Here is an 11,790-nt window from a genome sequence, read left to right as displayed (position 1 = left end):
GGCCAGGTCTGGGACGGCGCGCAGCTTCAACGCTGGATCAAAGAACAGTTTGGCAAGGACGTGTATCTGAGCCGCACCTATGAATTCATGCGGGCCGCCGGCTTCTCCCCACAACAGCCCCGCCCACAGCACGTTGGCGGCGACGATGCCGCCAAGGAAGCGTTCAAAACAAAGTCTTAGTGGAGCAGCTCCGCGGGGCGGAGCTGCTCCATCCTCGAGTATCTGTCTGGGCGATGGACGAACATCGTCTGGGGTTGAAACCGATTCTCCGCTCCGTCTGGGCACCGACGGGGCAGCCCCTGGTCTGCCCCGTCCACCCCCGCTACGAGTGGCTCTACATCTACGCGTTCGTCAATCCAGAGACGGGTGAAAGCCGCTTCTGGATCGTCCCGACCCTGGACAAACAGGCGTATCAGCTCGTGATGGCCGCCTTTGCCGTCAGTGTGGGTGCGGGCGATGAGCATCACGTGCTGGTGGTAGAAGACAATGGCGGGTTTCATGTCCCTGCATCGCAGGGACATCCCCCAGGCATCACCACTGTCCGCCTGCCCCCCTACGCCCCTGAATTGCAACCCGCTGAGCGCCTCTGGAAGCTGACGGATGCTACCGTCGCCAATCGCTGTTTTGACACCCTGGACGAGTTCCAGACCGTGCTGGGTGAGCAGTGTGCCTGGTTGGAGACACAACCCGATCTCCTTACCCAGCACACCCTATTCCACTGGTGGCCTCTGTGCGGCAATTAATCGGAATCCGTATCAGTCTCGCTCAGACGGACGCCGCCCCTCACCGTCCCCCAATCCACACCAATGCACTCGACTTTAATCGCGCAAACGGCTAAAATGGGAGGGTAAGTAGGAATCATTCTCAAGAAGCGGGCTGCCAGATGTGCTGCGTATCGGCCCCGCCGGCCACAAGAGAGTGTTGACAAGGAGCCAGTATGACCCAGACCGAACAGCCACACCAGATCGAGATTCGCAACCTGCACGCCTCCGTGGGCGACCTGCCCATCCTGAAGGGCGTCGACCTGATCATCCCGCGCGGCGAGCTGCACGCCGTCATGGGGCCGAACGGCAACGGCAAAAGCACCCTGGCAAAAGTCATGGTGGGCGATCCCGAATACACCGTCACCGAGGGCGACATTCTGGTCGACGGCGTGAGCATCCTGGAAATGGAACCCGACGAGCGCGCCCGCATGGGCCTGTTCCTGGCCTTCCAGTACCCCGTCGAGATTCCCGGCGTGACCATCGCCAACTTCCTGCGCCTCGCCATGCAGGCCCGCAAAGAAGAAGGGGAAGAGGTCAGCTTTACCGAGTTCTACGGCAAGCTGCAAACGTCTCTCAAGACCCTGGACTGGGACGAGAGCATCGTCGAACGCTACCTGAACGCGGGCTTTTCCGGCGGCGAGAAGAAGCGCAACGAGATCTTGCAAATGCTGATGCTGGAACCCACCTACATCATCATGGACGAGACCGATTCGGGTCTGGACGTGGACGCCCTGAAAGTGGTCGCCAACGGCGTGAACTCTATGCGCGGCGAGAACCTCGGCGGCCTGATCATCACCCACTACCAGCGCCTGCTGGATTACATCGTGCCGGACAGGGTTCACATTATCGTGGACGGCAAGGTCGTGCAGAGCGGCGGCCCTGAACTGGCCAAGAAGCTGGACAGCCAGGGCTACGACTGGGTCAAGGAACTGGCAACGGCGTAAGCGGTTCCAGGAGAACCAACCCCTGATCCATCAGATTTTTTAGACCTCCTCAAGGAGTCCAAATGACTATTAATCCTGAAGTCAATGACATCAACAACACCTACGAGTACGGCTGGAGCAACCCCGAGAGCTACGCCATCAAGGCCCCCAAGGGCCTGCGGCGCGACGTCGTCGAGATGATTTCCAAGGCCAAGGACGAGCCGCAGTGGATGCTGGATTTCCGTCTCAAGGCGCTGGACATCTTCCTCAGCAAGCCCATGCCCGAGTGGGGCGCGGACCTGTCCGGCCTGAATCTGGATGAGATCTACTACTACATCAAGCCCGAGGGCATGAACGCGCGCTCCTGGGACGACGTGCCCGAGGACGTGAAGAAGACCTTCGAGCGTCTGGGCATCCCCGAGGCCGAACGCGCCGCGCTGGCCGGGGTGGGCGCGCAGTACGAGTCGGAAATGGTCTACCACAACCTCAAGGAGGAGTGGGAAAAGCTAGGCGTGGTTTTCCTGAGTATCGAGGACGGTCTCAAGGAGTACCCGGACCTGTTCCGCGAACACTTCGCCACCATCGTGCCCCCCGAGGATAACAAGTTCGCGGCCATCAACAGCGCGGTCTGGAGCGGCGGCAGCTTCGTGTACGTGCCCAAGGGCGTCAAGGTGGACATCCCCCTCCAGACGTACTTCCGCATCAACGCCGAGAGCAGCGGCCAGTTCGAGCGCACGCTGATCATCATTGATGAAGGGGCGCAGGCCCACTACATCGAGGGCTGCACCGCGCCGTCGTACTCCTCCGACTCCTTCCACTCCGGCGTGATCGAGATCGTGGTCAAGGAAGGCGCACGCTTCCGCTACAGCACCATCCAGAACTGGAGCCACAACGTCTACAACCTCGTGACCCAGCGCGCCGCCGTCTACGGCAACGGCGTGATGGAGTGGGTGGACGGCAACCTGGGCAGCAAGGTGACCATGAAGTACCCCGCCTGCTACCTGCTGGAAGAGGGCGCACGCGGCGAGGTCCTGAGCATTGCGATGGCCGGACGCGGGCAGCATCAGGATGCCGGGGCCAAGATCGTCCACTTTGCGCCGCACACCAGCGGCTCGATTGTCTCCAAGTCCATCAGCAAGGATTCGGGCCGCAGCAGCTACCGGGGCCTGGTCAAGATCTACGAGGGCGCGAAATACGCCAAGACCAACGTGGAATGCGACGCCCTGCTGCTGGACGAGGAAGCCCGCACCGACACCTACCCGTACATCGAGATCGAGGAAAAGACCGCCCGCGTGGGCCACGAAGCCACCGTGTCCAAGATCAACGATGACCAGATCATGTACCTGCAAAGCCGTGGGCTGAGCAAGGACCAGGCCGCCGGCCTGATCGTGCGCGGCTTTATCGAGCCGATTGCCAAGGAACTGCCGCTGGAATACGCGGTGGAGCTGAACCGGCTGATTGAGCTGGAAATGGAAGGCAGCGTCGGCTAAGGACAGATGTGGCTCTCATTGATCGTTTTAGGAATGACCTTCAATGAGGGCCAGCAGAATATGCGTGGGGTTTTCAGAATGACGCTGTATAGAGACGATCTGAAAGAAGATCCCTTTTACAGGGTTTTGAAAATCCTGGCGGCAGGGGCGTTCTTCGGATGGATCTTGTGGCTTGTGCAATTTGACGGAAGTATTGTCAAGCGCACCGTGTTTCGTCTGACCCACAAGGTTTACATCTGGGAAAAGACTGAGGGGCTCTATCCGAATAATGAAGTCGCTACCAGAGTAAAAGAGCATGCTCGTGCTGAGCAGGAGGCCAGAGCATGTGCTGAAGCCTTTGCTATTGGCGGAGATCATCGGACTATTCAAGGGCGTGTCGCCACCTGTCGGGTCTTCCCTTACGAAGCGCAGTTCAAGGCACTTAGTCAGGGAAAAGAGGCTTGTGTCCTGGCCGTAGCAGTTAATACGCGCACTGGTTTCGGGGGTTACGCAATGACAGTCAATGCTGATCCAACTGGATTCTGTTCCCGATGATCGCCGTTACTTTCCCCTCTGTTTGCAACGGCTGGAAGCCTGGGCTGGGGAATCCCCTCCGGCGCTCCGCGCCACCTCTCCTTAGAAGGGAGGCACGATCTTCTGCGCTTCTTAGCTCCCTTTTGAGGAAAGCTGATCGCGCAGTGGACTGAGGGGTTTGCCCAGCCAAAGCACAGGCATGGGGTCAGCAACGAAGGCGGGCAGGATCGGAAGGAGGCAGGATGACAAGTCGGGAAGAAATCAAGATGAAAATTGATGCGCTGAGCGATGCCTCTTTCGAGGAAGTGGCCCAACTGATTGAGCAAAAGGCCCGCATTGAGCGTCATCTCGCGGCCCTGGCTGCTTTTCAGGAAGGCTGGACGCCGGATGAACAGGCGGCATGGGACGAGGGAACGAAACGCCGCCCCTGGCGCACCACAGAGCTGGAGTCGCCTGAATGATCCTGGTACTGGACACCAGTATTCTGATCGCGCTACAGAAAAAGGAGGCGGTGGTGGATCAGCATTACCGCACTGCCGTGGCTGCTGGAGAAGAGCTGACGGTGCCTGCCGTTGTTCTTTATGAAGCGCGGCGCAGTCTCCTGAAGCCGGAATACGCCCGTCGCCTGGGAGTTTTGGACAGCCTCGTGACCCATCTGTCCATTCTGGATTTTGACCGCGAAGCCGCCGACATTGCCGCCCTGCTCCACCACCAACTCAGGATGGCGGGCGCGTTGATAGACGACGCTGATCTGCTGATCGCCGCCACCACCCTGCGCCACGGGGCCACCCTCGTCACCCGCAACACCAGTCATTTTCGGCGCGTTCCCGGTCTCTCCCTCTCGGACTGGCGACAGGAGCAACCTTGAAACTCAACCACATCAATCTGGGCGTGACCGACGTGCCCGCCACCGTGGAACTGTTCCAGACCTACTTCGGCCTGCGTCCGGCAGGCGACGGGATGCCGATGGACGAGCGCATGGCCTTCCTGTGCGACGACAACGACTCGCTCATTTCGGTGTTCAAGGCCAAGGACGTGGCGTACCCCAGGGTCTTCCACATCGGCTTTTTGCAGGACACGCCGGAACAGGTGCGCGCCATTTACCAGCAACTGACGGACGGCGGCTACACCATCACGCCCCCAAGCGAGAACCACGGGCGGCTGACCTTTTACTTCAACACACCGGGCGGCTTCGTGCTGGAAGTCGAATCTTTCTTTCGCTAAGCCCCGCCCTTGACCTTCAGGAGGAACAATGACCCAACTCAGCGAACACCTTTCCACGCACATCGGCCCCGAATGGCTGACCGCCAAGCGCAAGGCCAGCTTTGACCTCTTCGATACCCTGGAAGTCCCGCACAGCGGCGTGGAAGCCTGGAAGTACACCCAGGTCAACGTGGACTTTTCCAAGCTCAATCCCCACTCCAAGCGCGAAGTCGTCTCCGATATTTCCAAGCTGCCCGAAAGCGTGCAAAAGCGCCTGAAGGGAACCGACGTGGGCGCATTCCTGGTGCTGGACGGCCCGGATGTGGTCTACCGCACCGAATTGCCCGCCGAACTGACCGCCAAGGGTGTGATCTTCACGGATCTCAAGACGGCGGTGGAGCAGCACGCCGACAAGGTGCAGCAGTATCTCTACAGTGTGGTCCCTGCCGAAGTGCCGGACGACACCACCATTGCCGCCCCCGGCACCACCCCCAGCAAGTCCCCTGACCCCAGCGAGGGCAAATTCTCCGCGCTGGCCGCCGCCCTTTGGACCAATGGCGCGTTCGTGTACGTGCCGCGCGGCGTGGAAGTGGACCTGCCGCTGGGGTCTTTCCGAGTGATGAGCGAGGCCGGAACCTTCACCGCCACCCGCACCCTGGTGGTGACCGAGGAAAACGCCAAGGTGACGTTCATCGACGAGCAGGACTCCGAGGAACTGCCCGGCACTTACGCGATCGGCGCGGTGGAACTGGTGGTCAAGGACGGGGCGCAACTGCGTTACGTGTCGATCCAGAACTGGGGCAAGGGCGTCACGCACATCCAGCGCCAGCGCGGTCAGGTGGGCAAGGACGCCACCCTCAACAGCCTGGTGGTCACGATGGGCGGCACCCTCAGCCGCACGGAAATGCAGAGCCACCTGCTGGGCCAGGGGTCCAACTCCGAGATGCTGGCGCTGTACTTTGCCAACGAGGATCAGCACTTCGACCACTACACCCTGCAACACCACGCCGCTGCCAATGCCTACAGCGACTTGCTGTACAAGGGCGTGGGCGACGATCAGGCCGTGGGCGTGTTCTCCGGCATGATCAAGGTGGATCTGGGGGCACAGAAGACCGACGCCTACCAGAAGCACCGCACCCTGATGCTGTCCAGCGAGGCCCGCAACTTCAGCGTGCCGCAACTGGAAATCAACGCCAACGACGTGCGTTGCAGCCACGGCAGCACCACTGGGCCAGTGGACGAGCAGCAACTGTTCTTCCTGCGCTCACGTGGCATCCGGCAGGAACTGGCCGAGAAGATGCTGGTCACCGCCTTCCTGGAAGACGTGTTGACGCGTGTGCCTCTCAAGAGCGTTGTTGAGTACATTGAGGGCATCATTGCCGAGAAGGTGGGCGCAGCCTAAACCGGGCAGCCCTGAGCGCCCCCGCCACGCGGAATCTGCTGTTCAGGATTCTCTGTGGCGGGGGTTCTTTCTGGCCCGGCGCGTTCGTTAGCATCGGCCTATGCTGCGCCCCGCTTCCTTGCTCACGCCCGAAATCGCCGCCCTGCTGAGCCGTGCCATGTTCCCTGATCCGGCCCGTATTGAGCGCACTTTAGAGGCGTACCGGACAGAAGGTGAGCAGCGGCTTTTCGTCTGGGATGTGGGCGGTCAGACCGTCAGCGCAGCGGGCCTGCGAGTTTCTGGACGGGCAGCGGAAGTGCTGCACATCGGCACACACCCGGATGCAGGAGAGAAGGGCTACGGGCGTGGGCTTCTCCGCGCCATCGCCGCACATCTGAATCTGTCGCAACTGATGGCAGAAACGGACGACGACTCGGTGGAGTTCTATCGTCGCAGCGGGTTTGAGATTATGGAAGCTCCGGCCAGAGGTGGGCGGCGCAGATACCTCTGCACGCTTACTGCGCCCTGAGTTTCTTCCGCTCCTGCACGGCCAGTTCGTCCACACGTTCGTTCTCGCCGTGTCCAGCGTGGCCCTTGACCCAGATGAAGGTCAGGGCGTGGGTTTTCGCCTGCTCCACCAGTGCTTCCCACAAATCCTGATTCTTGACGGGTTCTTTGCTGGCCGTTTTCCAGCCGTTGCGCTGCCAGTTCAGAATCCAGCCGTCGGTGAATGCCTTGCGGAGATATTGGCTGTCGGTAATCACGCGCACCTGACACGGGCGCTTGAGGCTCAGCAAGCCTTCCAGCAGGCCGCGCAACTCCATGCGGTTGTTGGTGGTGCCTTCCTCGTTGCCGCTCAGCATTAGTTCATGCTCCCCGGTGCGCAGGATGCAGGCCCAGCCGCCGTGCCCGGCCATCGTGTCGCACGCGCCATCGCTGAACAGGTCCACGGTGTTTCCAGCCACGGGTGTTTCTGGTTGGATACCGGCTTTCAGCGGCAGCAGATCGCGCGCCTTGTCCTGCGCTTTTCGGGCGGCAGTTTTTGGATAGGAGGTTCGGGGGCGCGTCATCCACGGAACTGTAAGCAGGCCGGGCGCGTACTGTCAAGCATGAGCGCCCCCCACCAGACCCGCCCCATGCTTGCCATTCCCGAAGCGGACCGTACCCCGGCCATCCTGACGCATCTGTCGCCGCTGGCGGGCTTCCTGCTGCCCACGCTGGGCAACGTGCTGGGGCCGCTGGTGGCGTGGCTGGCCCTGCGGGACCGCAGCCCCGCGCTGGACCAGCAGGGCAAGGAGGCGCTGAACTTTCAACTGAGTATGTGGCTGTATGGCGTTCTCATCGGCATTCTCGCCTTCGTCCTGTTCAGTCTGGGCATTCTGGGCGGGGCGCTGGGAACGGCGGCGGGTTCGCAGGATTTCGGGGCCTTTGCCTTTCTGGGCACCTTCGCCGCCTTCTTCGTGTTCTTTGTGCCGCTGCTGCTGCTGCTGAGTATCATCCCGTTCATCTTCATGATCGTGGCGGTGGTGCGGGTCAGTGCCGGGCAGCCGTACCACTACCCCCTGAGCATCCGCTTCCTGCGCTGATGGTTCGTGGGCCAGACGTGTGGGGCGGGGAGTATCCTGTGCCCCATGCGAATCATGGCTGTCTTTGCCCACCCGGATGACGAGATCGGTTGCGCTGGAACCCTGGCGAAACACGCGGCGCGCGGCGACGAGATCATGCTGGTCTGGACCACGCTGGGTGAACTCGCCAGCCAGTTCGGTGACACCTCGCACGAGGAAGTGACCCGCATCCGGCGCGAGCATGGCGCGTGGGTGGCCGGGAAAATCGGCGCTCAATACTATTTCTTTGACATGGGCGATAGCCGCATGACCGGACACCGCGACGAGGCGCTGCAACTCGCCAAGCTGTACGCCACCTTCCGCCCCAACGCCGTCATCACCTGGAGCGACGATCACCCGCACCCGGACCACCGCATGACCGCCAAAATCGCCTTTGACGCCATCACGCTGGCCCGCATCCCCAAGATCGTCAATGAGGAGGGCGGCGGCGAGCCTATGCCTCCAGCCCCCGATCTGAGTGGCGATGACGCTGTGGAAAGCGGTGAGGATGTGCGCCGTCTGGAAGCGTGGCGCGATCCGATCCGCTTCTACCAGTATTTTGCCCCGGCCAGTCCGTACCCTGAAGTCTTCGTGGACATCGAGGACACGCTGGAAACCGCCGCCGCCATCGCCTCGTACTACCGCGATTTCTACAAGTGGCAGTGGACCGATGAACTGTTCCGCGAGGGGCGTGCGGGGGCGGGGCGTCTGGCCGGGGTCAAGTACGCCGAGCGCTTCAACCTGCGCGCCAGCCACCTGCGGGCGCGGGATTATCTGGATTAAAGAGGATTAGCCGCCCAATTTAGCCGCCCAACGCCGCCAGCACGTCATCCGGCATCCGCGCTGGGCGGTACTGCTTGTCGGTGGCGATGTGGCGGCTCTCGCCCGTGGCCAGCAGTTCCTCGCCGCGCCGGACTTCATACACGAAGGTCACGGTGCGGCTGCGGATGGCAGAGATGCGGGTGGTAACGGTCAACTCATCGTCGTAGCGGGCGGCGCGGCGGTATTCCACGTTCAGGCCCGAGAGCATCAGGTAGTAGCCGCGCGCCTCGATCTCGGTGTAGGGCAATCCCATTTCGCGCATCAGGTCCGTGCGGCCCACCTCGAACCACACCGGGTAGGTGGCGTGGTGGACGACGCCCATCATGTCGGTCTCGGCGTAGCGCACGCGAATGGTGGTCTGAATAGACACACTCACAGCAGATTGTCCTCCGCAGAGCGAAATTCCAGCGTGGGCGTGCGGCGCATACGGACCTGATCGGCCACCTGACGTTGCAGGTGGCCGCGCGCGTGGGTCAGGGCCTCGATCAATCCGGGCATATCGGCCCCCAGCGCACTGACATATACGCGCGCCAGACTGAAATCGGGGGTCAGGGTCACGCGCTCGACGGTCACGATCAGCGGCACGCGCGGGTCACGTAGGCCGGAAATTGCCTCGCTCAGCACGCGCGTGATCTGGGACTGAACCTGCTCGGGCTTCATGCCCGGCACCGGGAAAGGGGGAAAATACCAGAAGTCATCCCGCTATGGTAGGGCAGAAAGTGGCCGGGTGGCGGACAAGCGTGGCTGAAGAAACCTTTGGAGACGCATATGTTCTCCAGGCTGGCTGGCCTTTGCCTCCCGCAGAATAGGTCTGGAAAGGAATTTCCATGCTTGAATTTTGGAGTCTTCACTCAGCGGATATACCGCCGCCCCGTGTACCCGGTGAACACACCGATGCCGTAGCTGACCTTGCGGACGCTGTCTAGCACGGGTTTGCCGTTCCAGGCCAGTCCGGTGGAGCTGCCGCCGTCCAGCAGCAGGGCGTCCTGAATGCCCAGGCGGGACATGACCTTGGCCATCTCGGTGATGGTCAGGCGGGACCGGGTGCTGACCATCACCAGATCGCGGTTGCTGATCAGGCCGATGGCGCTCCTCGCCGCGCGGCCAAACAGGGCCGGATCGCGGAAAGCATTGCTGTACCGGTACTGCACCCGGCCCCCGGCCAGGATGCGCGGCCCGGTGGCGATCACGGTTTCCATGCCTTGCCAAGCGCTGTTCAGCGGAATTTGCAGCAGTCCGGTGGTGCTGGCCCGGATGGCCGCGCGGTTGTCGGGCGTGATCGCCAGCGCCTGCGGAATGCGGCCCCAGGTCAGCATGCGCCCCTGCATCACGATGTCCCCGGCGGGGGCGAAGCTGTGCGGGTGGAAGTACGAGCCGTTGATGATCGCCTGCGCGCCGCTGATGCGGGCCAGTTGCCCCACCCGCGCGCCGGAGCCGAAGTTCAGACCTCCGCCGGGCAGCACGGGGGCCACCAGCACATCGCGCCAGCGCAGGTCCACGTTGACCACCTGCACCGGGATATTCAGCGGCCTGAGCTGCTTGTAGGTGGCGGCGCGGCCCTGTGGTCTGGGTGGAATCGGCACCGGAACGTGCGATGGCACCAGCAGCTTGATCCCCGGCACGATGTAGCGGGCACTGCCCAGATTGTTGATGCGGCGCAGTTTGTCCACGTTGATGCGGTAGCGCCGCGCGATGATGGTGGGCGTTTCCGTGCGCTTCATGTAGATGTAGGTGAAGAGCGTGCGGACCTCGGTGGTGGGCCGGGGGGCCGGGGCCGCGCCACGCGCCGGAATCTTCAGGCGCTGCCCTGGCGTGATCAGCGTGCCGCTTAGCCTGTTGGCCGCCTGAAGCGCACCGACGCTGACGCCGTATCTGCCCGCGATCTTGCTTAGGAAGTCGCCGCGCTGGACCGTGTAGGTCACGGCAGTGGAGGCTGCGGCTGGCGCGCGCGCGGGAATGGCCACTACAGCCGTCACCCTGCTCAGCTTCAGCACCTGCCCTGGCCGGATGGTGTCACCTTTTAAGCCGTTGGCCGCCTTGAGCTGCGCCACGCTAAGGCCCGCGCGCGTGGCGATTTTAAACAGCGTGTCCCCGGAACGCACCGTCACTTTGCTGGGGGCCGCGAGAGCTGGCCCGAGGAGGAGCAGAAAAATTAGGAAGAGATGACGGGAGGGCATAGACCTTCCAGATGAACACATCCACGTTGTCGGCGGATGAGCCGAGCTGATCAGAATAGAAGGTCTGGCGCAGAGGTACGCGGCGATGCTCTGCGGCCACGGCGAGATTGGGTTATACAGACCGTATCCAATTGTTGATCACGGCATAAATGGGAGTCTACCAGCGGAGGTGGTCATTGAGTCTATGCCTCTTCTCTTTTGCCGTCCCAAACGAGGGCGCGGCTGTCACTTTCCAAGCCCACCAGGAGCTGAAAAAGCTCCAGTCAAGAGAGCGACGAAGGTCGAAACAGTTGGGCTGGCCGATCTCAGGGCGTGGGTCAACCGTTCTCAGTCGGAGGTCGCCAGGCCAGGAGGCTGGCGAACATGCGCTCCTGACCTGAATGGGCCGCTGTATTGACCCTGCCTCGTCACCACGACACCCATACAAGAGTGACAAGGCTGAACAGCCGTTCGAGTCGGGTCCCCAGGGCACCAGCTCCACACGTAGGTCCTAATCTGGATTTGGTGAGTTCAGGTGAGTTGAAGTTGCTTGCGGAGGGTATCTGGTCAGTTCACACCGAAACACTGGCCTCATTGCGACAGCACATCGTTCTGGCCGTCATCCCCCACAACCTGACCAAGCTCCAAACGGAGTTTGGCGAGTTCAAGTTGCTAGCGCACCACTCTGATGGGCCGAGTGTACCTCTTGGGGCGTGCGATACCCCAACACTTTTCGGGGTCTGTTGTTCAGCAGGTGCTGGGCGGCTATCACTGTGGACAGCTCCATCACTGTAAAGTCCGTCCCCTTCGGGAAAAACTGTCTCAGCAACCCGTTAGTGTTCTCCACAGATCCCTTCTCCCAGGGACTGTGCGCGTGGCAGGCATAGGTTGAGGCATTCCACTGCTGACCGAGAGCCTCGGTCAGCACAAATTC

Annotated in this window: 17 protein-coding genes; 12 read left to right on the top strand and 5 right to left on the bottom strand. The window is 61.8% G+C overall.

Going from position 1 to position 11,790, the window contains the following annotated elements; all coding sequences use genetic code 11:
* The 10 genes from Q319_RS0120140 to Q319_RS0120095 all read left to right on the top strand — a co-directional run.
* On the top strand, nucleotides 1-180 hold a 180-nt coding region (locus Q319_RS0120140), incomplete at its 5' end, for a helix-turn-helix domain-containing protein (protein WP_029484227.1).
* On the top strand, nucleotides 180-743 hold the full coding sequence (locus Q319_RS26545; protein WP_281173852.1) for an IS630 family transposase: 564 nt from the start codon (nucleotides 180-182) through the stop codon (nucleotides 741-743). The genes Q319_RS0120140 and Q319_RS26545, both read left to right, overlap by 1 nt.
* 194 nt (nucleotides 744-937) lie before the next feature.
* Nucleotides 938-1,708: a Fe-S cluster assembly ATPase SufC gene (sufC, locus tag Q319_RS0120130; RefSeq protein WP_029484225.1), complete on the top strand. Its 771-nt coding sequence runs from the start codon at nucleotides 938-940 to the stop codon at nucleotides 1,706-1,708.
* Nucleotides 1,709-1,770: 62 nt separating this feature from the next.
* On the top strand, nucleotides 1,771-3,177 hold the full coding sequence (gene sufB / locus Q319_RS0120125; protein WP_029484224.1) for a Fe-S cluster assembly protein SufB: 1,407 nt from the start codon (nucleotides 1,771-1,773) through the stop codon (nucleotides 3,175-3,177).
* Nucleotides 3,178-3,183: 6 nt separating this feature from the next.
* Entirely contained in the window at nucleotides 3,184-3,711 is a 528-nt protein-coding gene (locus tag Q319_RS0120120) for a hypothetical protein (protein WP_029484223.1), read from the top strand.
* 221 nt (nucleotides 3,712-3,932) lie between these two features.
* Nucleotides 3,933-4,151 carry a hypothetical protein gene (locus Q319_RS0120115; protein WP_034416016.1) on the top strand — a complete coding sequence of 73 codons (219 nt, stop codon included), beginning with the start codon at nucleotides 3,933-3,935 and terminating at the stop codon, nucleotides 4,149-4,151.
* A complete protein-coding gene (locus Q319_RS0120110; protein ID WP_029484221.1) occupies nucleotides 4,148-4,558 on the top strand; it encodes a type II toxin-antitoxin system VapC family toxin in 411 nt (136 codons plus the stop codon). The genes Q319_RS0120115 and Q319_RS0120110 overlap by 4 nt, the downstream gene beginning before the upstream one ends.
* A complete protein-coding gene (locus tag Q319_RS0120105) occupies nucleotides 4,555-4,914 on the top strand; it encodes a VOC family protein (protein WP_029484220.1) in 360 nt (119 codons plus the stop codon). The genes Q319_RS0120110 and Q319_RS0120105 overlap by 4 nt, the downstream gene beginning before the upstream one ends.
* Before the next feature lie 28 nt (nucleotides 4,915-4,942).
* Nucleotides 4,943-6,295 carry a Fe-S cluster assembly protein SufD gene (gene sufD, locus Q319_RS0120100; protein ID WP_029484219.1) on the top strand — a complete coding sequence of 451 codons (1,353 nt, stop codon included), beginning with the start codon at nucleotides 4,943-4,945 and terminating at the stop codon, nucleotides 6,293-6,295.
* Nucleotides 6,296-6,395: 100 nt separating this feature from the next.
* Nucleotides 6,396-6,803 (top strand): GNAT family N-acetyltransferase, encoded by a 408-nt coding sequence (locus Q319_RS0120095; protein ID WP_029484218.1) that lies wholly within the window; start codon nucleotides 6,396-6,398, stop codon nucleotides 6,801-6,803.
* On the opposite strand, the gene rnhA is transcribed toward Q319_RS0120095, so the two are convergent.
* The gene (gene rnhA / locus Q319_RS0120090) at nucleotides 6,790-7,344 is read right to left on the bottom strand and encodes a ribonuclease HI (RefSeq protein WP_029484217.1); all 555 of its coding nucleotides are present in this window, start codon (nucleotides 7,342-7,344) and stop codon (nucleotides 6,790-6,792) included. The genes Q319_RS0120095 and rnhA overlap by 14 nt on opposite strands.
* Nucleotides 7,345-7,383: 39 nt before the next feature.
* On the opposite strand from rnhA, the gene Q319_RS0120085 reads away from it, so the two are divergent.
* Nucleotides 7,384-7,860: a DUF4870 domain-containing protein gene (locus Q319_RS0120085; RefSeq protein WP_029484216.1), complete on the top strand. Its 477-nt coding sequence runs from the start codon at nucleotides 7,384-7,386 to the stop codon at nucleotides 7,858-7,860.
* Nucleotides 7,861-7,905: 45 nt separating this feature from the next.
* A complete protein-coding gene (locus Q319_RS0120080) occupies nucleotides 7,906-8,661 on the top strand; it encodes a PIG-L deacetylase family protein (protein WP_029484215.1) in 756 nt (251 codons plus the stop codon).
* Between the two features lie 19 nt (nucleotides 8,662-8,680).
* Here the strand turns inward: Q319_RS0120080 and Q319_RS0120075 are convergent, their stop codons facing one another.
* The 4 genes from Q319_RS0120075 to Q319_RS28400 form a co-directional block, all read right to left on the bottom strand.
* Nucleotides 8,681-9,070, bottom strand: coding sequence for an acyl-CoA thioesterase (locus Q319_RS0120075; RefSeq protein ID WP_162178683.1), 390 nt, complete (start codon nucleotides 9,068-9,070; stop codon nucleotides 8,681-8,683).
* Nucleotides 9,071-9,072: 2 nt separating this feature from the next.
* Nucleotides 9,073-9,360, bottom strand: coding sequence for a 30S ribosome-binding factor RbfA (gene rbfA, locus Q319_RS0120070; protein WP_029484213.1), 288 nt, complete (start codon nucleotides 9,358-9,360; stop codon nucleotides 9,073-9,075).
* Nucleotides 9,361-9,551: 191 nt separating this feature from the next.
* A complete protein-coding gene (locus Q319_RS0120065) occupies nucleotides 9,552-10,877 on the bottom strand; it encodes a LysM peptidoglycan-binding domain-containing protein (RefSeq protein ID WP_029484212.1) in 1,326 nt (441 codons plus the stop codon).
* A 643-nt stretch (nucleotides 10,878-11,520) separates the two neighbouring features.
* A partial coding sequence (locus Q319_RS28400; protein ID WP_211252396.1) for an IS30 family transposase occupies nucleotides 11,521-11,790 on the bottom strand: 270 nt, incomplete at its 5' end.

The organism is Deinococcus marmoris DSM 12784 (assembly GCF_000701405.1).
GTDB classification, from domain to species: domain Bacteria; phylum Deinococcota; class Deinococci; order Deinococcales; family Deinococcaceae; genus Deinococcus; species Deinococcus marmoris.
The sequence above is the reverse complement of the archived record's forward strand: the minus strand, read 5'-3'. Positions and strand labels throughout refer to the sequence as shown.

Excerpts from the sequence above, each read along its gene's own strand:
- Q319_RS0120120 (WP_029484223.1), top strand. The coding sequence starts at position 3,184 with ATGTGGCTCTCATTGATCGTTTTAGGAATGACCTTCAATGAGGGCCAG.
- Q319_RS0120095 (WP_029484218.1), top strand. The coding sequence starts at position 6,396 with ATGCTGCGCCCCGCTTCCTTGCTCACGCCCGAAATCGCCGCCCTGCTG.
- Q319_RS0120080 (WP_029484215.1), top strand. The coding sequence starts at position 7,906 with ATGCGAATCATGGCTGTCTTTGCCCACCCGGATGACGAGATCGGTTGC.
- sufB (WP_029484224.1), top strand. The coding sequence starts at position 1,771 with ATGACTATTAATCCTGAAGTCAATGACATCAACAACACCTACGAGTAC.
- Q319_RS0120065 (WP_029484212.1), bottom strand. The coding sequence starts at position 10,877 with ATGCCCTCCCGTCATCTCTTCCTAATTTTTCTGCTCCTCCTCGGGCCA.
- Q319_RS0120110 (WP_029484221.1), top strand. The coding sequence starts at position 4,148 with ATGATCCTGGTACTGGACACCAGTATTCTGATCGCGCTACAGAAAAAG.
- sufD (WP_029484219.1), top strand. The coding sequence starts at position 4,943 with ATGACCCAACTCAGCGAACACCTTTCCACGCACATCGGCCCCGAATGG.
- sufC (WP_029484225.1), top strand. The coding sequence starts at position 938 with ATGACCCAGACCGAACAGCCACACCAGATCGAGATTCGCAACCTGCAC.
- Q319_RS0120085 (WP_029484216.1), top strand. The coding sequence starts at position 7,384 with ATGAGCGCCCCCCACCAGACCCGCCCCATGCTTGCCATTCCCGAAGCG.
- Q319_RS0120115 (WP_034416016.1), top strand. The coding sequence starts at position 3,933 with ATGACAAGTCGGGAAGAAATCAAGATGAAAATTGATGCGCTGAGCGAT.
- rbfA (WP_029484213.1), bottom strand. The coding sequence starts at position 9,360 with ATGAAGCCCGAGCAGGTTCAGTCCCAGATCACGCGCGTGCTGAGCGAG.
- rnhA (WP_029484217.1), bottom strand. The coding sequence starts at position 7,344 with ATGACGCGCCCCCGAACCTCCTATCCAAAAACTGCCGCCCGAAAAGCG.